The sequence below is a fragment of the Streptococcus mitis genome, assembly GCF_000960025.1.
Classification (GTDB): Bacteria; Bacillota; Bacilli; order Lactobacillales; family Streptococcaceae; genus Streptococcus; species Streptococcus mitis_DH.
Genome location: NZ_JYGQ01000001.1, coordinates 27776 through 49722 on the forward strand (window position 1 = coordinate 27776; position 21947 = coordinate 49722).

General features: G+C 42.2%; 21 protein-coding genes. 14 read left to right on the forward strand and 7 right to left on the reverse strand.

Going from position 1 to position 21947, the window contains the following annotated elements; genetic code table 11:
- Positions 1-12: 12 nt before the first annotated feature.
- The 3 genes from TZ91_RS00190 to TZ91_RS00200 all read right to left on the reverse strand — a co-directional run bounded on the left by TZ91_RS00190 (position 13) and on the right by TZ91_RS00200 (position 3292).
- Complete coding sequence (locus TZ91_RS00190) at positions 13-1002, reverse strand: PTS sugar transporter subunit IIB (protein ID WP_033687286.1); 990 nt, start codon at positions 1000-1002, stop codon at positions 13-15.
- A gap of 233 nt (positions 1003-1235) precedes the next feature.
- Complete coding sequence (gene adhP / locus TZ91_RS00195) at positions 1236-2255, reverse strand: alcohol dehydrogenase AdhP (protein ID WP_000649185.1); 1020 nt, start codon at positions 2253-2255, stop codon at positions 1236-1238.
- 224 nt (positions 2256-2479) lie between these two features.
- Positions 2480-3292: a Cof-type HAD-IIB family hydrolase gene (locus TZ91_RS00200; RefSeq protein WP_045596901.1), complete on the reverse strand. Its 813-nt coding sequence runs from the start codon at positions 3290-3292 to the stop codon at positions 2480-2482.
- A gap of 189 nt (positions 3293-3481) precedes the next feature.
- Between TZ91_RS00200 and TZ91_RS00205 the strand changes: the two genes are divergently transcribed.
- The 6 genes from TZ91_RS00205 to folK all read left to right on the forward strand — a co-directional run bounded on the left by TZ91_RS00205 (position 3482) and on the right by folK (position 9442).
- Complete coding sequence (locus TZ91_RS00205) at positions 3482-4900, forward strand: NCS2 family permease (protein ID WP_020903071.1); 1419 nt, start codon at positions 3482-3484, stop codon at positions 4898-4900.
- A 52-nt stretch (positions 4901-4952) separates the two neighbouring features.
- Positions 4953-5660 (forward strand): CPBP family intramembrane glutamic endopeptidase, encoded by a 708-nt coding sequence (locus tag TZ91_RS00210; RefSeq protein ID WP_045596906.1) that lies wholly within the window; start codon positions 4953-4955, stop codon positions 5658-5660.
- A gap of 93 nt (positions 5661-5753) precedes the next feature.
- Positions 5754-6728, forward strand: coding sequence for a dihydropteroate synthase (folP, locus tag TZ91_RS00215; protein ID WP_033687289.1), 975 nt, complete (start codon positions 5754-5756; stop codon positions 6726-6728).
- 1 nt (position 6729) lies between these two features.
- A complete protein-coding gene (locus tag TZ91_RS00220) occupies positions 6730-8052 on the forward strand; it encodes a bifunctional folylpolyglutamate synthase/dihydrofolate synthase (RefSeq protein WP_033687290.1) in 1323 nt (440 codons plus the stop codon).
- Positions 8033-8587, forward strand: a complete 555-nt coding sequence (gene folE, locus TZ91_RS00225; protein WP_000380917.1) for a GTP cyclohydrolase I FolE — start codon at positions 8033-8035, stop codon at positions 8585-8587. Before TZ91_RS00220 ends, folE begins: the two co-directional genes overlap by 20 nt.
- A gap of 42 nt (positions 8588-8629) precedes the next feature.
- Positions 8630-9442, forward strand: a complete 813-nt coding sequence (folK, locus tag TZ91_RS00230; protein ID WP_033687291.1) for a 2-amino-4-hydroxy-6-hydroxymethyldihydropteridine diphosphokinase — start codon at positions 8630-8632, stop codon at positions 9440-9442.
- Positions 9443-9487: 45 nt separating this feature from the next.
- Here the strand turns inward: folK and TZ91_RS00235 are convergent, their stop codons facing one another.
- Positions 9488-9805 (reverse strand): DUF960 domain-containing protein, encoded by a 318-nt coding sequence (locus tag TZ91_RS00235; protein ID WP_000886035.1) that lies wholly within the window; start codon positions 9803-9805, stop codon positions 9488-9490.
- A gap of 236 nt (positions 9806-10041) precedes the next feature.
- Here TZ91_RS00235 and ccpA point away from each other — a divergent pair, with 236 nt between their 5' ends.
- Complete coding sequence (gene ccpA / locus TZ91_RS00240; RefSeq protein ID WP_001090627.1) at positions 10042-11052, forward strand: catabolite control protein A; 1011 nt, start codon at positions 10042-10044, stop codon at positions 11050-11052.
- A 51-nt stretch (positions 11053-11103) separates the two neighbouring features.
- Here the strand turns inward: ccpA and TZ91_RS00245 are convergent, their stop codons facing one another.
- Entirely contained in the window at positions 11104-12066 is a 963-nt protein-coding gene (locus TZ91_RS00245) for an asparaginase (RefSeq protein ID WP_033687293.1), read from the reverse strand.
- A gap of 65 nt (positions 12067-12131) precedes the next feature.
- Here TZ91_RS00245 and TZ91_RS00250 point away from each other — a divergent pair, with 65 nt between their 5' ends.
- Entirely contained in the window at positions 12132-13523 is a 1392-nt protein-coding gene (locus TZ91_RS00250) for a Cof-type HAD-IIB family hydrolase (protein WP_033687294.1), read from the forward strand.
- Between the two features lie 128 nt (positions 13524-13651).
- Here the strand turns inward: TZ91_RS00250 and TZ91_RS00255 are convergent, their stop codons facing one another.
- Positions 13652-14104: a universal stress protein gene (locus tag TZ91_RS00255; protein WP_000079148.1), complete on the reverse strand. Its 453-nt coding sequence runs from the start codon at positions 14102-14104 to the stop codon at positions 13652-13654.
- A gap of 161 nt (positions 14105-14265) precedes the next feature.
- Here TZ91_RS00255 and TZ91_RS00260 point away from each other — a divergent pair, with 161 nt between their 5' ends.
- The 4 genes from TZ91_RS00260 to TZ91_RS00275 all read left to right on the forward strand — a co-directional run bounded on the left by TZ91_RS00260 (position 14266) and on the right by TZ91_RS00275 (position 18311).
- Positions 14266-14559 (forward strand): hypothetical protein, encoded by a 294-nt coding sequence (locus tag TZ91_RS00260; protein ID WP_033687295.1) that lies wholly within the window; start codon positions 14266-14268, stop codon positions 14557-14559.
- A gap of 155 nt (positions 14560-14714) precedes the next feature.
- The gene (locus tag TZ91_RS00265) at positions 14715-15929 is read left to right on the forward strand and encodes a pyridoxal phosphate-dependent aminotransferase (RefSeq protein ID WP_033687296.1); all 1215 of its coding nucleotides are present in this window, start codon (positions 14715-14717) and stop codon (positions 15927-15929) included.
- 144 nt (positions 15930-16073) lie between these two features.
- Positions 16074-16208 carry a 50S ribosomal protein L34 gene (gene rpmH / locus TZ91_RS00270; protein WP_000831905.1) on the forward strand — a complete coding sequence of 45 codons (135 nt, stop codon included), beginning with the start codon at positions 16074-16076 and terminating at the stop codon, positions 16206-16208.
- Positions 16209-16346: 138 nt separating this feature from the next.
- Positions 16347-18311: a peptide ABC transporter substrate-binding protein gene (locus TZ91_RS00275; protein ID WP_033687297.1), complete on the forward strand. Its 1965-nt coding sequence runs from the start codon at positions 16347-16349 to the stop codon at positions 18309-18311.
- A gap of 286 nt (positions 18312-18597) precedes the next feature.
- On the opposite strand, the gene TZ91_RS00285 is transcribed toward TZ91_RS00275, so the two are convergent.
- Positions 18598-20442 carry an APC family permease gene (locus TZ91_RS00285; protein ID WP_045596912.1) on the reverse strand — a complete coding sequence of 615 codons (1845 nt, stop codon included), beginning with the start codon at positions 20440-20442 and terminating at the stop codon, positions 18598-18600.
- 156 nt (positions 20443-20598) lie between these two features.
- On the opposite strand from TZ91_RS00285, the gene TZ91_RS00290 reads away from it, so the two are divergent.
- Together TZ91_RS00290 and rnmV are read left to right on the forward strand one after the other, a co-directional pair.
- On the forward strand, positions 20599-21372 hold the full coding sequence (locus tag TZ91_RS00290) for a TatD family hydrolase (RefSeq protein WP_033687298.1): 774 nt from the start codon (positions 20599-20601) through the stop codon (positions 21370-21372).
- Complete coding sequence (rnmV, locus tag TZ91_RS00295; protein ID WP_033687299.1) at positions 21372-21938, forward strand: ribonuclease M5; 567 nt, start codon at positions 21372-21374, stop codon at positions 21936-21938. The genes TZ91_RS00290 and rnmV overlap by 1 nt, the downstream gene beginning before the upstream one ends.
- Positions 21939-21947: the final 9 nt, after the last annotated feature.

The window sequence follows — 21947 nt, forward strand, 5'->3', positions numbered from 1 at the left end:
GTTTGATATTTGTTATTGAACGTTGGCTTTGCTAATCAAGTCAAACAAATCTTTTTTAGTGTCGTTTGGTACTTTACGTACATCAAATTCAACACCGAGGTCACGCATTTTTTCAAATGTAGCAACGTCATCTTTGTCCATAGACAAAACGTTGTTGACCATTGTTTTACCTGTTGAGTGAGCCATTGATCCTACGTTAAGGGTCTTGATTGGCACGCCACCTTCGATTGCACGAAGCGCATCTTGAGGTGTTTCAAACAAGATAAGGGCATGTGTTTCTCCAAAGCGTGGGTCTTTTGAAACCTCAATCAATTTTTGAATTGGAACCACATTGGCTCTGACATTATTTGGAGCTGCTTGTTTAATCAATTCTTTACGAAGATCGTCGTTGGCAACGTTATCTGAAGCAACGATAATACGGTCTGCTTTTGAATCTGGAGTCCAAGCAGTTGCAACCTGACCGTGAAGGAGACGTGTGTCAAGACGAGCAAGATTGATTTTCAATTTACCATCCCCGATAACAGTTCCTTCTGGGATAGCAGCTTGGGCAACTGGAGCAGCTGCAGCAGTTGCAACTTCTTCAGCTGGATTTAACTCTTCTGGAAGAGCTTTGATGCCATCTTTGGCTTCTTTAATGATATTAGCAGCGACTTTTTCTACACCTGCAGCAGCGTCCATTAGGCGCTCTGTGTAGGCTTGGATTAACATCGGTAAGTTAAGTCCTGTGATGATGGCAAACTTACGCTCAGGATTTTCTCCCATCACGCGACTAGCTTGGTTGAATGGAGATCCACTCCAAAGGTCAGCCAAAACTAGAACCTCATCTTCTGCGTCAAATGCAGCAACAGCGTTATTAAACTTAGCGTATAAATCATCAGGACCTTCATTTGGCATAAAGGTTACAACTTGAACCTTTTCTTGTTCACCAAAGATCATAGATCCTGACTGATGAATACCCGCAGCAAATTCGCCGTGGCTCGCAATAATGATTCCGATACTCATTATTGTCATTCCTCCTTTTTGTTTTAGTTTTCGTTTAAGAAAACTTTAAGACTGTTTAAGTATAAACCGTTTTCATCTAAAAATCAACTATTTATCATAAAATAATTAAAAAGACTACATCTGAAAATATTGATATATTGAGTTTTGGAGACGTTTTTTTGAATCCTTATTAAAAAATTTAATATAAAAAAGTTGGAAGCGTATTCCAACTTTTAAAATAGATTTTTATTAGATTAGTGGGTGAAGTCGAGTACCATACGTCCTTGGATTTGACCTTTTTCCATTTCGTCGAAAATGGCTACGGCATCTTCTATTGGACGTTTTTGAACAACTGGAACTACCAAACCTTCTGCACCGAATTGGAAGGCTTCTTCCAAGTCTTTACGAGTTCCAACAAGAGAACCGATGACTTGGATTCCATCTAGAACTGTTTTCACGATGCTGAGTTCCATCATTTCAGAAGGAAGACCAACAGCGACTACGCGACCACCAGCACGAACTGAGTCAACAGCCTGGTTGAAGGCGACTTTAGATACAGCAGTTACGACAGCTGAATGAGCTCCACCATCAGTTTTTTCCTTGATGAGTCCAGGTACATCTTCAACTTCGAGGCCGTTAATAACAATGTCCGCACCCACTTCTTTTGCAAGGGCAAGTTTGTCGTTATTGATATCAACTGCGATGACATGAGCATTGAATACTTTTTTAGCGTATTGAACAGCTAGGTTACCAAGTCCACCAGCACCGTAAAGAACAACCCATTGGCCTGGTTCAACTTTGGCTTCTTTAATAGCTTTATAGGTTGTTACACCAGCGCATGTAATAGAAGAAGCTTGAGCTGGATCAAGTCCGTCAGGAACTTTGACAGCATAGTCTGCAGTTACGATACATTGTTCAGCCATACCACCATCTACTGAGTAGCCGGCATTTTTCACTGTACGGCAAAGGGTTTCGCGACCAGTTGTACAGTATTCGCAAGTGCCACATCCTTCAAAGAACCAAGCAACGCTGACGCGGTCGCCGACTTTAAGGCTTTTTACATCTGGGGCAATTTCCTTAACGATACCAACACCTTCATGTCCTAGAACACGGCCTGGTACTTGGCCAAAGTCACCATGGGCAACGTGGAGGTCAGTGTGGCAAACACCACAGTATTCAATTTCTACAAGTGCTTCCCCAGTTTCAAGTGGACGGAGTACTTTTTCTTCAACAGCAACACCAGTGCTTTCTGGATTTACAACAACAGCTTTCATAGCTATCCTCCTTGATATTAACTGAGAGCAGGAGAAACAGGACTGGATTGATTTTGTGTCAACAGAGTCGAGTGTGACGAGCTCTCTTGTATTTATATGTGAAGTATATCACAAAAGAAAGCCTTTTCCAAGGTTTTGGATGCAAAAAGTAGAACAATCGATTAACTGGTTGATGAGACTGTGAAAAGAGCACAAAGACCAGCTTGCAAGCTGGTCAGACTGGACTATAAGAATAAATCTTGTAGGGTTTTGGCAACACCGTCTTGGTCATTTGTCAAGGAAATTTGCTCATCTGCATAGGGGAGTAGCTCAGGATTGGCATTTTTCATTGCATAACCTTTCCCAGCAAAAGCGAGCATTTCGGTATCATTGTGTTCGTCTCCAAAGGCAATCAAATCCTTTTTATCGCGGTTCATTACCTTGAGCAAGTAGTCCAAAGCAAAGGCCTTATTAACTCCTTTGGGTGTACACTCAAGGATATTGAGCGGACCTCCCCAGGTATTGATAGAAAGTTGATGCTGGTAGAAGGCGTTCATTTCTTTTGCCAAGGCATATTTGTCACTGGCTCTGGTCTGCAACAGGATACAGTTAGGGTCCTTGGTCACCAACTCAGGCTGGAATTGATCTTCAGGCTGGAAAGCTTCTACACCAAATAGTTTGGGATTGGCAATTTCTTCATTAGGATTTGTAATGTAGAATTTTTTACGGTATTCTCCAGCGATAAAATCGGCTTGAATGTCCTCTGAACGTCGAACCATGTCTAGCAGATATTTTTTGTCTACAGTTAAACACTTTTCAAAGTTCCAAACTTGATCTGGTAAATGAGTGAGGGAGCCGTTGAAATTAATCATAGGAGTGTCTAAGCCTAGTTCACGGTAGAAATCTTTTGACATGCGGTAAGGGCGCCCTGTCGTAATAATAACTTGATGGCCTTTTTCAGTAACTTTTTTGATGGTTTTTTTGGTAAAGTCAGAAATTTGACTGTCTGAGTTGAGCAGGGTTCCATCCAGGTCAACTGCAATAATTTTTTTTGTCATAGGGACCTTTCTAGTGTCTTTTCAGATAAGATGTCTTCTATTATAACAGAAAGCAGGCAGAAAAGCAGATTCCAAACAAAAAATGAAATTCTATCAATTTCTTAAATAAATCAAACAAAGATATTGAAAAAGTGAATGATAAATGATATAATTCTATTATTGTTCGTAAAAATTAAAAGGAGATTAATAATGGACAAATTATTTAAACTAAAAGAGAACGGTACAGACGTTCGTACAGAGGTTCTCGCTGGTTTAACAACTTTCTTTGCAATGAGTTATATTCTCTTTGTAAACCCACAAATTCTTTCGCAAACAGGAATGCCTGCTCAAGGTGTATTCCTCGCAACGATTATCGGTGCAGTTGCGGGTACCCTGATGATGGCCTTCTATGCTAACTTACCTTATGCCCAAGCACCAGGTATGGGATTGAATGCCTTCTTTACCTTTACAGTTGTATTTGGACTCGGTTATTCTTGGCAACAAGCCCTAGCTATGGTCTTCATCTGTGGGATTATCTCATTGATTATTACCTTGACAAATGTTCGTAAAATGATCATTGAATCGATTCCAAATGCTCTTCGCTCAGCTATTTCAGCTGGTATCGGTGTCTTCCTTGCCTACGTAGGAATTAAGAATGCTGGATTTTTGAAATTTACGATTGATCCAGGTAACTATACTGTTGTAGGAGAAGGGGCTGACAAAGCTAAAGCAACGATTGCAGCAAACTCTTCAGCAGTTCCAGGATTGGTTGACTTTAATAACCCAGCTGTTTTGGTGGCACTTGCAGGACTGGCCATTACAATCTTCTTTGTTATCAAAGGAATTAAAGGGGGAATTATCCTCTCTATCTTGACAACAACTATTCTTGCTATCGCAGTTGGTTTGGTAGATTTGTCTAGTATCGATTTTGCTAATAACCATGTTGGTGCAGCCTTTGAAGACTTGAAGACAGTCTTTGGTGCAGCTCTTGGTTCAGAAGGTTTGGGAGCTTTGATTTCAGATACAGCTCGCTTGCCTGAAACTCTGATGGCCATTCTTGCCTTCTCATTGACAGATATTTTTGACACGATTGGTACCTTGATTGGTACAGGTGAAAAAGTTGGTATCGTAGCGACAAATGGTGAAAATCACCAATCAGCTAAGTTGGATAAGGCTCTTTACTCTGACTTGATTGGTACTTCAATTGGTGCCATCGCTGGTACTTCGAACGTAACGACTTATGTCGAGTCTGCTGCTGGTATCGGTGCAGGTGGACGTACTGGTTTGACAGCCTTGGTCGTGGCAATCTGTTTTGCGATCTCAAGCTTCTTTAGCCCACTTCTAGCGATTGTACCAACAGCCGCTACAGCTCCAATCTTGATTATCGTTGGGATTATGATGTTGGCTAGCTTGAAAAATATCCATTGGGACGATATGTCTGAAGCGGTTCCTGCTTTCTTCACATCTATCTTTATGGGATTCAGCTACTCTATCACTCAAGGGATTGCAGTTGGTTTCTTGACTTACACCTTGACTAAGCTTGTCAAAGGTCAAGCTAAAGATGTTCATGTCATGATTTGGATTTTGGATGCCTTGTTTATCCTTAACTACATCAGCATGGCCTTATAATAGGATAACCCAGGGGGATTTTCCCCCTTTTTGAATACAAAGGAGATAGGTGATGAAAGAGAAAAATATGTGGAAAGAATTATTGAATCGTGCAGGCTGGCTGTTAATCTTTTTGCTGGCGACAATTTTATATCAGATTCCTATAGGGGTTACTGCTATTTTAACTTTAAATGCAGTACCACTGTTGCAGTCAGGACTGATAGTTGCTGGTATTTCGATTGTGGTTCTGGTGCTATTTATTATTGGAGCTCGTAAAACGCAGTTAGCAAGTTTTAATTTTTCTTTTTTTAGAGCGAAGGATTTAGCACGTTTGGGCTTGAGTTATTTAGTTATTATCTGTTCAAATATACTTGGTTCTATCTTGTTACAACTGTCAAATGAGACGACAACAGGTAACCAGTCTCAGATTAACGATATGGTTCAGAATAGTTCTCTGATTTCCAGTTTCTTCTTGTTGGCCTTGCTTGCTCCAATTTGTGAGGAAATCTTGTGCCGTGGGATTGTTCCTAAAAAGATTTTCCGAGGAAAAGAGAACTTGGGATTTATAGTCGGTACGATTGTGTTTGCTTTATTGCATCAACCAAGTAATTTACCTTCTTTATTGATTTATGGAGGTATGTCGATCGTTCTGTCTTGGACGGCTTACAAGACCCAACGTTTGGAAATGTCTATCTTACTTCATATGATTGTGAATGGGGTTGCTTTCTGTTTGTTGGCTCTTGTGGTGATCATGAGTCGGACATTAGGGATCTCTGTTTAAGATTTTTGACAATTGCTTACTTGTTTCTACTGGGAAAAAGATGAATGCAATCGTGTCCATCTTTTTCTTTTTATGGTAAAATAGAGAAATAATATGATGAAAAGCCTTGAGGGAGTGACCGATATGTCAAGTAAAGCCAATCATGCAAAGACAGCTATTTGCGGAATTATCAATGTAACCCCAGACTCCTTTTCGGACGGTGGTCAATTTTTTGCTCTTGAGCAAGCACTCCAGCAGGCTCGTAAATTGATAGCAGAAGGTGCTAGTATGCTAGATATCGGCGGAGAATCGACTCGGCCGGGAAGTAGCTATGTTGAGATAGAAGAGGAAATCCAGCGTGTTGTTCCAGTGATCAAAGCTATTCGCAAGGAAAGTGATGTCCTTATCTCTATTGATACTTGGAAGAGTCAGGTAGCAGAGGCTGCTTTGGCTGCTGGTGCCAATATAGTCAATGATATCACTGGTCTTATGGGTGATGAAAAAATGGCGGATGTGGTAGCTGAAGCGAGAGCGCAAGTGGTCATTATGTTTAATCCAGTCATGGCGCGACCTCAGCATCCTAGCTCGCTCATATTTCCTCATTTTGGTTTTGGACAAGCTTTTACAGAGGAAGAGTTAGCTGACTTTGAAACATTGCCAATCGAAGACTTGATGGAGGCTTTCTTTGACAGAGCCTTAGCGAGAGCGAATCAAGCTGGAATCGCACAAGAAAATATCCTGTTGGATCCAGGAATTGGCTTTGGTCTGACCAAGAAAGAAAATCTGCTTCTTTTACGTGACCTGGATAAACTACATCAGAAGGGCTATCCAATCTTTCTTGGAGTGTCGCGCAAGCGGTTTGTCATCAATATCCTTGAAGAAAATGGTTTTGAAGTCAATCCTGAGACGGAACTTGGTTTCCGCAATCGAGATACGGCTTCGGCTCATGTAACTAGTATCGCTGCAAGACAAGGTGTAGAAGTGGTGCGCGTGCATGATGTAGCTAGTCACAGGATGGCAGTTGAAATTGCCTCCGCCATTCGTCTGGCTGATGAAGCGGAAAATTTAGATTTAAAACAATATAAATAAGATGAAAGAAATTGAAAACAATCAGTGGATTGCTAACTTCCGGACGGACCAACCGCATTTTGGCTTGGAACGAATGGTGGAACTGTTAGCTTTACGTGGCAATCCCCATCTCAAACTCAAGGTTATCCATATCGGAGGAACCAATGGAAAGGGTTCGACCATTGCTTTTTTGAAAAATATGCTAGAAAAGATGGGGCTGAGAGTTGGCGTGTTTAGCTCGCCCTATCTCATTCATTACACAGATCAGATTAGCATCAATGGGGAATCTATCCCAGAGGCTAGACTAGAAGCCCTCATGGCAGACTATCAGTCTTTGTTGGAAGGGGAATCGGCTACCAATTTGCAGGGGACAACTGAGTTTGAAATAATTACAGCTATAGCCTATGATTACTTTGCCTCAGAGCAAGTAGATGTGGCTATCATGGAAGTGGGTATGGGTGGACTCTTGGATAGTACCAATGTCTGCCAGCCCATTTTGACAGGAATTACGACTATTGGACTGGACCATGTAGCCCTACTTGGTGACACCTTGGAAGCCATAGCAGAGCAGAAGGCAGGTATTATCAAACAAGGTATTCCCTTGGTGACAGGTCGTATTGCTCCAGAAGCTTTGGCTGTGATTGACCGCATTGCGGAAGGGAAAGATGCACCGAGATTTCCCTACGGGACAGATTATCAGGTCAGCCATCAAAAGAGTGTGATTACAGGCGAAGTCTTTGACTATACAAGTGTTGTCAGACAAGGTCGCTTCCAGACTGGCCTGCTTGGCTTGCACCAGATAGAGAATGCTGGGATGGCTATAGCTTTACTTGATACTTTTTGTCAAGAAGATGGTCGAGAGCTACCAGCTAATACCTTGCTTGCTAAAGCTCTGGAAGAAACAAGATGGCCGGGGCGTTTGGAAATCGTGTCAAGAGATCCCTTGATGATTTTGGATGGAGCCCACAATCCCCATGCTATCAAGGCTTTATTAGCAACCTTGCAAGAACGCTTTGCGGATTATCGTAAGGAAATCCTCTTTACTTGCATCAAAACCAAGGCCTTGGAGGATATGTTGGACTTGTTGGAGCAAATCCCAGATACCGAGCTTACTCTGACACATTTTGACGATAGTCGGGCGACTGATGAAAGCGTGCTGGAAGAGGCAGCTAAGTCTAGAAATCTCAGCTACCAAGGTTGGCAGGATTTTCTAGAGCAGAAATTGACAGATAAAAAAGAAGAGAAACAAACAGTTAGGATTGTCACGGGTTCCTTGTATTTCTTGAGCCAAGTGAGAGCCTATCTGATGGAGAGGAAAAACGAAAATGGATACACAAAAGATTGAAGCAGCTGTAAAAATGATTATCGAGGCCGTCGGAGAGGACGCTAACCGCGAGGGCTTGCAGGAAACACCTGCTCGTGTGGCTCGTATGTACCAAGAGATTTTTTCAGGTCTTGGTCAAACAGCGGAGGAACATTTGTCAAAATCCTTTGAGATTATTGACGATAATATGGTGGTAGAAAAGGATATTTTTTTCCATACCATGTGTGAACACCACTTCTTGCCATTTTATGGTAGAGCACATATTGCCTACATTCCAGATGGTCGTGTGGCAGGTTTGTCTAAGCTAGCCCGTACGGTTGAAGTTTATTCGAAAAAACCACAAATTCAAGAACGTTTGAATATCGAAGTGGCTGATGCCTTGATGGAGTATCTAGGTGCTAAAGGAGCCTTTGTTGTCATTGAGGCGGAACATATGTGTATGAGCATGCGTGGTGTCAGAAAACCAGGCACTGCAACCTTGACGACAGTAGCTCGTGGTCTATTTGAAACAGATAAGGACCTCCGAGACCAGGCTTATCGTTTAATGGGACTATAAAAAGAATCCGCTTCAAGCGGATTTTTCTAGAAAGGAATCATTATGGATCAACTGCAGATTAAGGATTTGGAAATTTTTGCTTATCATGGTCTTTTTCCTAGTGAGAAGGAATTGGGGCAAAAATTTATCGTTTCAGCCATCTTATCTTATGATATGACCAAGGCGGCTACAGACTTGGATTTGACAGCCTCTGTCCATTACGGAGAATTGTGTCAGCAGTGGACGTCTTGGTTTCAGGAAACGAGTGAAGATTTGATTGAAACGGTAGCTTATAAACTGGTAGAACGTACCTTTGAGGCCTATCCTCTTGTTCAAGAAATTAAGCTGGAACTGAAAAAACCTTGGGCACCGGTGCATTTGCCACTGGATACTTGCTCGGTAACCATTCATCGCCGCAAGCAACGGGCCTTTATCGCCCTAGGAAGCAATATGGGAGATAAACAAGCAAACTTGAAACAAGCCACTGAGAAAATGCGAAATCAAGGTATCCATATTCTCAAAGAGTCCAGTGTCTTGACGACGGAGCCTTGGGGTGGTGTGGAGCAAGATAGCTTTGCTAATCAAGTGGTTGAGGTTGAAACCTGGTTGCCTGCCCCAGTTCTATTAGAGACCTTGTTAGCCATTGAGTCAGAGATGGGACGGGTTAGAGAAGTGCATTGGGGACCTCGTTTGATTGATTTGGACTTGCTCTTTGTGGAGGACCAGATCCTTTATACAGATGACCTTATTTTGCCCCATCCTTACATAGCGGAACGCCTTTTTGTTCTTGAGTCTCTACAAGAAATTGCGCCTCATTTTATCCATCCTACATTAAAGCAACCTATCCGTAACTTGTATAATGCTTTGAAAAAATAGAAAAAACTCTAGTTTTCAGTTGCTTGTAACTGAAGGCTAGAGTTTTTAAAATAGGTCATTTTCTTCTGGGAGGAGGATAGTTTCTCTACCGTCCATATCTAAAACCAGGACTCTCGGGGGATAAAGAGGGTCAAAGGGATGGTTAAAATCAAAATCAATGGCTGTAGGGAGGTGTTGACTTGAGAAGTGGAAGGTAATTTTTCCTTGGTTATTGAGCAATTGAAACTCGAGTTCTTCTTCCAATTCAAAGACATTTTTTAAGAAATGGTCGATGATATACCAAAATGAGTCAATAACGTCATCAGGCAAGCTGGTAACAATGCCAAAACTAGCTGACCGCATGTGGGTATTGGTAAAAGCCATATTTCTTCCCCCTTTCTTTTCCCTTATCATACAGCAAATAGGATTAAAAATCAAGAAAAGGTGATTTTTTCTTCATAAACATAGCTTCCTATGAAATTTTTTCAAATAATCTTCAAAAAACGCTTGAAAGTGTTTACAAATAGTGATAAAATGGAATAAGTGGAATCATGAAAACGAAATTTTCATACCGTCTCTTTTTTGGAGTCTCGTGAGGTATGATATAGAAAGGAAATGGAATGAATACAGACGATACAGTAACGATTTATGATGTCGCCCGTGAAGCAGGAGTTTCAATGGCGACGGTTAGCCGTGTAGTCAATGGCAATAAGAATGTAAAAGAGAACACCCGTAAAAAAGTGCTTGAGGTGATTGATCGTTTGGATTACCGTCCAAATGCAGTGGCGCGTGGTCTTGCAAGTAAAAAGACAACCACTGTCGGTGTTGTGATCCCCAATATTACCAATGGTTATTTCTCAACGCTTGCCAAAGGGATTGATGATATCGCTGAAATGTACAAGTACAATATTGTCCTTGCTAATAGTGATGAGGACGATGACAAGGAAGTTTCAGTTGTCAATACCCTGTTTTCTAAGCAAGTGGATGGTATCATCTTTATGGGCTACCACTTGACTGAAAAAATTCGTTCAGAGTTTTCTCGTTCTCGAACACCGGTTGTTCTTGCAGGAACTGTGGATGTAGAACATCAGCTTCCAAGTGTCAATATTGACTACAAACAAGCAACGATTGATGCAGTAACCTACCTTGCTAAAGAAAATGAGCGCATTGCTTTCGTTAGCGGTCCACTAGTGGATGATATCAATGGTAAGGTTCGTTTGGTTGGCTACAAGGAAGCCTTGAAAAAAGCAGGTATTTCTTATAGCGAAGGATTGGTATTTGAATCTAAATACACTTATGAAGACGGCTATGCCTTGGCAGAACGCTTGATTTCATCAAACGCAACTGCAGCAGTTGTAACAGGTGATGAATTGGCAGCAGGTGTCTTGAACGGTCTTGCTGATAAGGGTGTGTCAGTACCAGAAGAATTTGAAATCATTACTAGTGATGATTCACAAATCTCACGCTTTACCCGTCCAAACTTGACAACTATTGCCCAACCTCTTTATGACCTTGGTGCTATTAGTATGCGTATGTTGACTAAGATTATGCACAAGGAAGAGTTGGAAGAACGTGAAGTTCTCTTACCTCATGGTTTGACAGAACGTCGTTCGACACGAAAACGGAAATAGAAAAAATCAGGGAATCGTGAAGATTTCCTGATTTGTTTTTAGAGAAGAGACTTACCCTTCCATATAGTCTTTCAAAGCTGGCCCTGTTAGTCCGGCATTGAGGGCGATGAGGAGTTTCAAGCGGGCTTTTTGGGCGTTGAGTTCTTTAACAAAGAAGACACCAGATTTTTGCAACTGCACGCCCCCACCTTGGTAGGCATAAACAGGCTCGGCAATACCGTTAAAGCATCGTGAAACCAGGGCGACTGGTATTCCTTTTTGCAGAAGGGTTTCTAATTTTTGAGCCGTTTCTTTTGGAATATTACCAGCTCCGAAGGCTTGGATAATCAAACCGTCCAATTGTTCCAAATCCAGCATATCAATCAGCTCATCTGTCATACCAGCATAAGCAGAGATGATAGGGACTAATCCTTGTATGTGATCAAGGTCAAAGCGGACACGAGGTTCAGCTGTTTTAAAGTAGAGGATTTCCTGTTTCATAATCAGACCAAGTGGCCCGTGTGTTGGAGTCTGGAAGGTGCTGACGTTGGTTGTATGCGTTTTGGTAACATACTTGGCAGCGTGGATTTCATCGTTCATAACGACCAAAACTCCTTTGTCAGCAGCCCTGTCATCGCTAGCCACTCGTAAAGCACTCAGATAATTATAGACACCGTCACTACCGAGTTCGTTGGAGCTGCGCATGGCCCCTGTTAGAACGATGGGCATGTGGGGAACTTCCATGGTATCAAGGAAATAAGCTGTTTCCTCTAAAGTGTCGGTTCCGTGTGTAATCACCACTCCATCGTAGTTATCTGCTTCCTCTTTGATTTTTTGGTAGAGGGCCAGCATATGCTTGGGCTTGATATGAGGGCTTGGCAGGTTAAAAAAGTCTAGGGCGTGGACCTGGATTCCTTCGAGGGGATTGGACACATGGTTCATGGGATTATCCGAACTCGTCACAACAGCGCCAGAAGCATCGGCCTGCATGGAAATAGTCCCACCCGTATGTAAAACAAGGATTTTCTTAGGCATGATTTACTCACTCTTTCTGAAATGTGGTATAATCATTGTATCACAAAAGGGGAGATTGGGACAGGATGGAAGTCAAAGCTGTTTTTTTTGATATCGATGGAACCTTGGTCAACGATCGCAAGAGTGTTTTGAAATCCACTAAGGACGCGATTAAAATCGTCAAAGAGCAAGGGGTACTTGTCGGCGTAGCGACAGGTCGAGGACCTTTTTTTGTTAAGGAATTGATGGACGATTTGGATTTGGACTTTGCGGTAACCTACAATGGCCAGTATATCTTTACTAAAGACAGGGTCTTGTTCACGAGTCCTATTTCCAAGTTACATTTGCGCCAGCTAATTACTTATGCTAAAAAAGAAGGTAAGGAGATTGCCCTAGGGACCAAGGATGCTATGCTGGGTTCTAAAATCATGTCCTTTGGTCTGGGTTCTTTTTCTCAACGAATCAGTCGCTTCGTTCCCTCTGTTTTAACTCGGACGGTGAGTCACTCCTTTAATCGTATGGTTAGCAAGGTTGTTACCCAAAAGGAAGAAGACTTACTTCAACTGATGAATCAGCCTATCTACCAAGTTTTGATGCTGATGACGCCAGAAGAATCTGAGAAAGCGGCAGCTGATTTTGAAGATTTGAAATTGACACGTAGCAATCCTTTTGCAGCAGATGTCATCAATCAAGGAAACTCTAAATTGGAAGGCATTCGACGAGTTGGGAAAGAATATGGTTTTGATCTCAACCAAGTGATGGCTTTTGGTGACTCAGATAATGACCTTGAAATGCTGGCTGGTGTCGGTATGTCGGTCGCTATGGGAAATGGTAGTAGCAGTGTCAAGGAAGTTGCCAAGCACATTACCACTAGCAATCAGCAAGACGGAATCCACAAGGCTTTGGAACATTTTGGTGTTTTGGCTTCAGAAAAAGTCTTTGTCAGCCGTGACTATCATTTCAATAAGGTCAAGACCTTCCACCACATGATGGACGAACGAACTCAAGAAGAACCTCGAGCTTGGGATTTAGAAGGTGCAACCCATAGGGCTGGCTTTAAAATAGAAGAATTGGTGGAATTTGTTCGAGCTGCCAGCCCTTCTGAAGAGGACTTTGGTCAAGCTCTATCGCAACTTCATCAGGCTCTTGATAAGGCAGCAGAGAAAGTAGCCAAGAAGACACCTGCACAGCAAGATTTGGTAGGGCAGGTGGATGCCTTGATTGATACGCTTTACTTCACCTACGGTAGTTTTGTTTTGATGGGGGTGGATCCAGAACGTATTTTTGATATTGTCCATCAGGCCAATATGGGGAAAATTTTTCCAGATGGCAAGGCTCATTTTGATCCAGTGACCCACAAAATCTTAAAGCCAGATGATTGGGAAGAAAAATATGCTCCAGAACCTGCTATTAAAAAGGAACTGCAGCGTCAGCTCAAGGCTTATGAACGTCATAAAGAGAGAAATAATACTCAATGAAAATCAAAGAGCAAACTAGCCGCAGGCTGTACTTGAGTACGGCAAGGCGACGTTGACGTGGTTTGAAGAGATTTTCGAAGAGTATAAATAGTAAACAAAAAGGAGCACTGAGCTCCTTTTCTTTATAATTATAAGGTTTTTTCTTGTTCTCTCACCACCAGCAAATCGACCTTAGCATGGCGGAGAATGTATTCAGATGAAGAGCCGACCAAGAGGCGTTCAAAGGCGTTGAGACCAGTTGCACCAACGAGGATGAGGTCAACTTCTTCTGCATCTGGAATAGTACGTGCCAGTAGAGTTTTTGGATTTCCCATTTCAATGACGATATGAACATCTGCCACACCAGCATCTTTAGCACGTTTTTCGTACTCTTTCATCAGACTTTCAGCGTCGACTTGGAGTTCTTCGTAAACTTCAGCATCAAAGGTGGATACGCTTTGGAGTGCGCGTGTGTCAATGACATGTGCGATGGTGAGTTTAGCGTCGTTTCGTAGAGCAGAATGAACTCCCTTGACAAAAGCCAAGTCCGCTTCTTTAGAACCATCGATTGCGACCATGATATTTTGGTAACGTTGTGCCATAATGAAACCTCCTGAAATTTTCTTACTATAATTGTAAACCTTTTCACTATAGAAGTAAAGCAAAAAAAGTATTTTTCAAAAGAATATTAGCGCTTAAAATCTATATAAATATATGATAAAATAAAAGAAAGGATAGCAGGAAAGAAGTGAAGGGAGGGAGAATGATGAAAAACGCTTTTCAAAAATCAAATTTCCTTTATTATGGAATCATCCTAGTTTCAGTCTTGCTAGAAGTTATCATGGTCTGGCAATTAGAGAGTCTGGTACCGCTTCTTTATCCAGGGTTTATCGGTTTTTTAGTCTTTCATGTACTCTACCATCTAATTTTATTCCTAGTTGCAAAACGAAGTGGGCGTTGGGATTACTTGATGATATGGGGACTTTTCCTCATGTTCAATCTTCTTTATGACTCCTTTTTAGGCTTGTTTTTTCTAGGTTTATCTTTTGGTATGTGATGTGACTTTCGCAAAATACCTGCTATCTCCCCTGTCTTGGCCTCGCTTTTAGCGAGGTTTTTTTCTATCTTAATCTAGTAAAACATTTCAGCAAACTTGTCGCATTTTCTTTCTAGTGGTATAATGTTACTATCCTGATGAATTGAGGAAACAAGATGAAAGAATATAACAAGTCTAGTAAGTTAGAGCATGTTGCTTATGATATCCGTGGTCCTGTTTTGGAAGAAGCCATGCGGATGCGAGCAAACGGAGAAAAGATTTTACGTCTGAATACAGGAAATCCAGCAGAATTTGGCTTTACAGCGCCAGACGAGGTCATTCATGACTTGATTATGAATGCGCGGGATAGTGAAGGATATTCTGACTCCAAAGGGATTTTCTCAGCCCGTAAGGCCATCATGCAGTATTGTCAATTGAAGAAATTTCCAAATGTAGATATTGATGATATCTACCTTGGAAATGGTGTTAGTGAATTGATTGTCATGTCTATGCAGGGGCTTTTGGACAACGGGGATGAGGTCTTGGTGCCAATGCCAGACTATCCTCTCTGGACAGCAGCTGTCAGCCTAGCTGGGGGAAATGCCGTTCACTATATCTGTGATGAAGCTGCAGAATGGTATCCAGATATTGACGATATCAAGTCAAAAATCACTTCCAATACCAAGGCGATCATCCTTATCAATCCAAATAATCCAACTGGAGCCCTTTATCCTAAGGAACTCTTGTTGGAGATTATTGAGATTGCCCGTCAAAACGATTTGATTATCTTTGCGGATGAAATTTATGACCGCATGGTAATGGATGGACATGTGCATACGCCTGTGGCTAGTTTGGCACCAGATGTCTTCTGTGTCAGCATGAATGGCCTGTCAAAATCCCACCGTATTGCTGGTTTCCGTGTGGGTTGGATGGTCTTGTCTGGACCTAAGACACACGTTAAAGGCTATATCGAAGGGCTCAATATGCTGTCCAATATGCGTCTTTGCTCTAACGTTTTGGCCCAACAAGTCGTACAAACTTCCTTGGGTGGTCACCAATCAGTCGATGAATTGCTCCTTCCTGGTGGACGAATTTATGAGCAAAGAAATTTCATCTATAATGCCATTCAGGATATCCCAGGTTTGTCTGCGGTTAAACCCAAGGCTGGACTCTATATCTTCCCTAAAATCGACCGCAATATGTACCGTATCGATGATGATGAACAGTTTGTCCTTGATTTCTTGAAGCAGGAAAAGGTTCTCTTGGTTCATGGTCGAGGCTTTAACTGGCAGGAACCAGACCACTTCCGTATTGTTTACCTTCCTCGTGTCGATGAACTGGCCCAAATCCAAGAAAAGATGACTCGTTTCTTGAAACAGTATCGCAGATAGGGCTTACATTCGAAAAAGCTGGAAACATTTGCCTAGAGCTATTGACAAAAGTGAAAGAATCAGATAGAATAGTAAAGTATGTTTAGTAACTGATCACTTTATAGCCGGCTAAACGAATACAAAATCTATGAGGAGGTATTCATCGTGAAACGTACTTATCAACCAAGTAAACTTCGTCGTGCGCGCAAACACGGATTCCGTAACCGTATGTCAACTAAAAACGGTCGTCGCGTATTGGCAGCTCGTCGTCGTAAAGGACGCAAAGTTTTGGCTGCATAATCCAAACGAACCATAACAAAAATCAGTAGGAACTCGAGTCTACTGATTTTTATTTTTGTAAAAAAGTTCAAAAAGGCTTTATATTTTTGCCCAAATAGTGTATAATATTTCACATACTGTAAAAAATGGAGAATAATCATGAAGAAATCAAAAGTTATGCTTTTTGGAGCTATGGCTTTGACAGCAGGTCTAGCTCTAGCGGCATGCGGGTCATCCCAATCAAGCAATGCAGACAAGACATACTCTTATATCTTTGTCAGTAACCCTGATACCTTGGATTACATTACCTCTACACGAGACTCTACATCTAGTATCACAACCAACTTGATTGATGGTTTGTTGGAAAATGACCAGTATGGCAATCTCATCCCATCTATGGCTGAGTCATGGACGGTGTCAAAAGATGGCTTGACTTACACTTATAAGATCCGTCAGGGAGCTAAATGGTACACTTCTGAAGGAGAAGAGTATGCGGACGTAACAGCTCATGACTTTGTGACTGGTCTCAAGTATGCGGCTGATAAAAAGGCTGAAAACTTGTACTTGGTACAAGACTCTATCAAGGGACTAGCAGACTATGTTGAAGGGAAATCATCTGATTTTGCAACTGTTGGTGTTAAGGCAGTGGATGATTACACGCTACAATACACTCTCAACCAACCTGAGACTTATTGGAACTCTAAAACAACAGCAAGTATCCTTAGTCCTGTAAATGAAGCCTTCTTGAAGTCTCAGGGAGATGACTTTGGAAGTGTGACACCATCAAGTATCTTGTCAAATGGTCCTTACTTGTTTAAATCCTTCACATCAAAATCTTTGATTGAATTTGATAAAAACCCTAATTACTGGGATAAGGATAATGTTAAAATCGAGAAAGTGAAACTCTCATTCTTTGACGGTTCTGATCAAGACAGCATTGCTAGAGGTTTCTTGGATGGTAACTATACAGATGGTCGTATCTTCCCAACAAGTTCAGTCTTTGCTGAACTCAAGAAGGGAAATGAGGACAAGATTACCTATACACCGCAAAACTCAGTTACCTTCTACTATCTTTTCAACGTAAATCGTCAAAGCTACAAGCAGACTATGAAACAGTCTGATAAGGAAAAGACAGATTCACGCGCAGCTATGCAAAATAAAGATTTCCGTCAGGCTATCAACTTTGCCTTTGATCGTCATGCCTATGCAGCGCAGACAAATGGTGAAGATGGAGCAGACCGTATCTTGCGTAATACGATTACACCAAGTAACTTTGTTCAAGTTGGCGATAAGAACTTTGGTGACATTGTCAATGAGAAAATTGTCAACTACGGTAAAGATTGGGCAAATATTAACCTAAACGATGGTAAGCAAGCCTTCTTGAACCCTGACAAGGCCAAAGAGAAGTTTGCTAAGGCCAAAGAAAGTCTGCAAGCACAGGGAGTAACTTTCCCAATTCATTTGGATATGCCAGTTGACCAGACTGCTAAGTTGGATGTGCAACAGGCTGGATCGTTCAAACAAACAGTGGAAGAAACTCTTGGTAAGGAGAATGTAGTTATCGATGTTATCCAACTTTCTCCAGATGAAAAAGACCAGGCAACCTACTTTGCAGATACAGCAGAACAAAAAGACTACGATATCGACATCTCGGGATGGGGTGGAGATTACTCAGATCCTAAGACTTACCTAGCTATTCTTGATCCAGAGACAGGTTCTCAGTTGAAAAACATGGGCTTGTCTGAAGGAAAAGACAAGGAAGTTAAGGACAAGATTGGTCTTTCTGACTATAAGAAACTCTTGGATCAGGCTGATGCGGAAATAACAGATACTCAAGCCCGCTATGAAAAATATGCTGAAGCCCAAGCTTGGTTGACAGATAGTGCCCTCTTCCTACCAGTTCAAAGTGGTGGAGCTAACCCAATCTTCCGTAAGACTGTACCGTTTACAGGCCCATTCTCATTCGTTGGTCATAAGGGAAATGCGGACAACTACAAATATGTTGAATTGCAAAAAGAGCCAGTAACTGCTAAACAGTACCAAGAACTTTATGAAAAATGGCTAAAAGAAAAAGCTGAGTCAAATAAAAAAGCTCAGGAAGATTTAGCTAACCACATTCAATGATATTCCTAGTAATGCTTTTCAGTTAATACTCTTCGAAAATCTCTTCAAACCACGTCAGCGTTGCCTTACCGTATATATGTTACTGACTTCGTCAGTTCTATCTGCAACCTCAAAACAGTGTTTTGAGCTGACTTCGTCAGTTTCATCTACAACCTCAAAGCAGTGCTTTGAGCAGCCTGCGGCTAGCTTCCTAGTTTGCTCTTTGATTTTCATTGAGTATAAGCATAGTGACTGGATTCAGAAAAAGGCCTTACCAGAGCTTCTTGCTTCTGGTAGGGCCTTTTCTTTATTCTTTTAAGTGATAGGAATAGCTAGCGACAACGACGTCTTGGTGCCAACGGAGGGCATATTTGAGTTTGAGACTCATCTGATTGTGTAGGATATTTTGCCAAGGTTTATTAGGGATAAACTGGGGTACCAGAACAGTGACTGTATAGTTCTTTTTCTGGGCTTCCTCGGATATCCGTTTGACATACTTGACAGTAGGCGTGATGATATCGCGGTAGCTGGTCTTGATATTTTTCAGAGTAATGGTTGGGAAGTAATCGGCAAATTCTTGGAGAATTTCTTGGTCTTTCTCTGCTGTTTCCTTAGTAGAAATGTGCATGGCTAAGACTTCGTCACCGATACTTTGGGCGTAGTTAATGGCTCCAACGCTGACTCGGGTGACATTTCCTACGAGGACGAGGACAAGATTGCCATCGTAGGTACGTTTTTCGATGCCTTCATAGAGTCGTAGTTGTTGGGCCACTTTTTGGTAATGACTGTGAATCGCTAAGAAGAGTAGGGTGAGTACGAGAATAATCGGGAAGAAAGGCCAGATATCACTGAGACGGAAAAAGAGCAGGATTAGCACGATAGCGTAGCAAATGATAGCTCCAAGGATATTGGCAAGGGCAGGTTTTAAGAAATTTACCCCTTTTTCTTTTTTCCAATGGCGAATCATCCCAGTTTGAGAAAGGGCAAAGGGAACGAAGACCCCGATAGTATAAAGGGGAATCAAACGTTCGGTATTGCCATTAAAAATGAGAAGAAGAATCATAGCCCCAAATGCCAGAGTTAAAATTCCATTAGAGTAGCCTAGGCGATCTCCTTTTTCCATAAAGAGATGGGGCATGTATTTGTTTTTAGCCATATTGTAAGCCAGCATAGGGAAGGCCGAAAAGCCAGTATTTGCAGCTACGGCCAAAATCAAGGCTGTGGAGAATTGGAAGATATAATAGCCAAGGTGACCTAAGAAGGAATTACCAAGGATGCCTTGAGCCATCTGTGAAAGAATAGTTTCTCCGTGTTGAGGCAGAATCCCCATCCAGTAGTTTAGGAAGGTAATGCCTGCAAAAAGAAAACCTAAAATCAAGGCCATGATGGTCAAGGTTTGAGCGGCATTCTTTTCTTTTGGAGCCTTGAAAAAGGGAACGGCATTTGAAATAGCTTCAACCCCTGTCAGAGAGGCAGAACCACTGGTAAAGGCTCTTAGAATGAGAACGATAGACAGACTCGGAACAGCATGCCCAATAGGTGAAGTTGCCTGATAGCTGAGAGACCCTGTCATTAGTTGAAGGATTCCGTAGAGCAAGAGAAAGACAGTACTGATGATAAAGAGATAGACAGGAATCATCAGTGAACTGGCAGATTCTTTTAAGCCCCGTAAATTCAAGAGCATGAGCAAGCAAACCAGAAAAATGGAGATGTGAAGGTTGTAAGGGTGGAGGACAGGGAGGGCTGCTGTGATAGCATCAGCTCCAGATGATACCGATACCGCCACAGTCAGCATGTAGTCAACCAGCAGACTACCTCCAGCAATTAAGCCTAGCTCGGGAGATAGATTTTCTCGAGTAACCATATAGGCCCCTCCTCCTTGAGGATAGGCATGGATGATTTGACGGTAGGAAACGGTCAGGCTGGCCAGAAGTAGGAGGACAAAAAGGCCGATAGGAAGGCTCCACCATATAGCAAGAGGAGAGAGACTAGCCAAGACGAGGACTACTTGCTCAGGCCCATAGGCAATGGAAGATAGAGCGTCGCTTGACAACATGGCCAAGGCCTGCATTTTTCCCAGCAGTCCCCCCTCGCCTTCTGTTAAGGACTTAAGAGGACGACCGATAAAAGTCTGTTTTAATTTTGTAAACATTGTATTTTCCTTTTCTGAAAATTTCAATAAGTGCTATTATACTGCTTTGGGAAAATAGCGTCAAGAGACGACGATGGATTTTAGAATATTTTGTACAGATGAGGAGAGAGGGCAGTTTTTTGGTATAATAGAAGATAGAAAACGAGGTTAGAAGAGATGATTTTTGATACACATACACACTTGAATGTAGAAGAATTTGCAGGTCATGAGGCAGAAGAAATCGCCTTAGCTGCTGAGATGGGTGTGACACAGATGAATATTGTTGGTTTTGATAAACCGACGATTGAGCGTGCCTTGGAGTTGGTAGATGAGTATGACCAGCTCTATGCGACTATTGGTTGGCATCCGACAGAAGCAGGGACTTACACGGAGGAGATTGAAGCCTACTTGCTTGATAAGCTCAAGCATCCCAAGGTTGTTGCTTTAGGTGAAATTGGATTGGACTACCATTGGATGACAGCACCGAAAGAGGTGCAGGAGCAGGTTTTTCGCCGTCAGATTCAGTTATCTAAGGACTTGGATTTGCCTTTTGTAGTTCATACCCGTGATGCGTTGGAAGATACCTATGAGATTATTAAGAGCGAGGGAGTTGGTCCTCGAGGTGGGATTATGCACTCATTTTCAGGGACGCTTGAGTGGGCAGAGAAGTTTGTCGCGCTTGGCATGACTATTTCCTTCTCAGGAGTGGTGACTTTTAAGAAGGCAACTGACATCCAAGAAGCAGCTAAAGAGTTACCTTTGGACAAGATTTTGGTAGAGACAGATGCGCCTTACTTGGCTCCTGTTCCTAAACGGGGTCGTGAAAATAAAACAGCCTACACTCGCTATGTAGTGGACTTTATCGCTGACTTGCGTGGCATGACGGCAGAAGAGTTAGCGGCGGTAACAACTGCAAATGCAGAACGAATTTTTGGATTGGACAGCAAGTAATGAAAGAAAAAATTTCCCAAGTTATCGTGGTCGAAGGGCGCGATGATACGGCCAATCTCAAACGCTATTTCGATGTAGAGACCTATGAGACACGTGGTTCTGCCATCAATGAGCAGGATCTAGAGCGGATTCAGCGCTTGCACCAACGTCATGGAGTCATTGTCTTTACAGACCCAGATTTTAATGGGGAGCGGATTCGTCGCATGATTATGACGGCCATTCCAACAGTTCAGCATGCCTTCCTCAAACGAGATGAAGCTGTTCCCAAGTCTAAGACCAAGGGGCGTTCTCTGGGGATTGAGCATGCCAGCTATGAAGACTTGAAAACGGCTCTAGCTCAGGTGACAGAACAATTTGATCATGAGAGTCGGTTTGACATCAGTCGTAGCGACTTAATCCGCCTTGGTTTTCTAGCAGGAGCAGACAGCCGTAAGCGCAGAGAATATCTTGGAGAGGCTCTCCGAATCGGCTATTCTAACGGCAAGCAACTCATCAAGCGCTTAGAGTTGTTTGGGGTTGCATTGGCAGAAGTGGAAGAAGCTATGAAATCTTATGAGAACAGCTAAGCAGACCCC

Bases quoted from the DNA above. Each gene is read 5' to 3' on its own strand.
- TZ91_RS00190 (WP_033687286.1), bottom strand. From the start codon at position 1,002: ATGAGTATCGGAATCATTATTGCGAGCCACGGCGAATTTGCTGCGGGT.
- adhP (WP_000649185.1), bottom strand. From the start codon at position 2,255: ATGAAAGCTGTTGTTGTAAATCCAGAAAGCACTGGTGTTGCTGTTGAA.
- TZ91_RS00200 (WP_045596901.1), bottom strand. From the start codon at position 3,292: ATGACAAAAAAAATTATTGCAGTTGACCTGGATGGAACCCTGCTCAAC.
- TZ91_RS00205 (WP_020903071.1), top strand. From the start codon at position 3,482: ATGGACAAATTATTTAAACTAAAAGAGAACGGTACAGACGTTCGTACA.
- TZ91_RS00210 (WP_045596906.1), top strand. From the start codon at position 4,953: ATGAAAGAGAAAAATATGTGGAAAGAATTATTGAATCGTGCAGGCTGG.
- folP (WP_033687289.1), top strand. From the start codon at position 5,754: ATGATGAAAAGCCTTGAGGGAGTGACCGATATGTCAAGTAAAGCCAAT.
- TZ91_RS00220 (WP_033687290.1), top strand. From the start codon at position 6,730: ATGAAAGAAATTGAAAACAATCAGTGGATTGCTAACTTCCGGACGGAC.
- folE (WP_000380917.1), top strand. From the start codon at position 8,033: ATGGATACACAAAAGATTGAAGCAGCTGTAAAAATGATTATCGAGGCC.
- folK (WP_033687291.1), top strand. From the start codon at position 8,630: ATGGATCAACTGCAGATTAAGGATTTGGAAATTTTTGCTTATCATGGT.
- TZ91_RS00235 (WP_000886035.1), bottom strand. From the start codon at position 9,805: ATGGCTTTTACCAATACCCACATGCGGTCAGCTAGTTTTGGCATTGTT.
- ccpA (WP_001090627.1), top strand. From the start codon at position 10,042: ATGAATACAGACGATACAGTAACGATTTATGATGTCGCCCGTGAAGCA.
- TZ91_RS00245 (WP_033687293.1), bottom strand. From the start codon at position 12,066: ATGCCTAAGAAAATCCTTGTTTTACATACGGGTGGGACTATTTCCATG.
- TZ91_RS00250 (WP_033687294.1), top strand. From the start codon at position 12,132: ATGGAAGTCAAAGCTGTTTTTTTTGATATCGATGGAACCTTGGTCAAC.
- TZ91_RS00255 (WP_000079148.1), bottom strand. From the start codon at position 14,104: ATGGCACAACGTTACCAAAATATCATGGTCGCAATCGATGGTTCTAAA.
- TZ91_RS00260 (WP_033687295.1), top strand. From the start codon at position 14,266: ATGATGAAAAACGCTTTTCAAAAATCAAATTTCCTTTATTATGGAATC.
- TZ91_RS00265 (WP_033687296.1), top strand. From the start codon at position 14,715: ATGAAAGAATATAACAAGTCTAGTAAGTTAGAGCATGTTGCTTATGAT.
- TZ91_RS00275 (WP_033687297.1), top strand. From the start codon at position 16,347: ATGAAGAAATCAAAAGTTATGCTTTTTGGAGCTATGGCTTTGACAGCA.
- TZ91_RS00285 (WP_045596912.1), bottom strand. From the start codon at position 20,442: ATGTTTACAAAATTAAAACAGACTTTTATCGGTCGTCCTCTTAAGTCC.
- TZ91_RS00290 (WP_033687298.1), top strand. From the start codon at position 20,599: ATGATTTTTGATACACATACACACTTGAATGTAGAAGAATTTGCAGGT.
- rnmV (WP_033687299.1), top strand. From the start codon at position 21,372: ATGAAAGAAAAAATTTCCCAAGTTATCGTGGTCGAAGGGCGCGATGAT.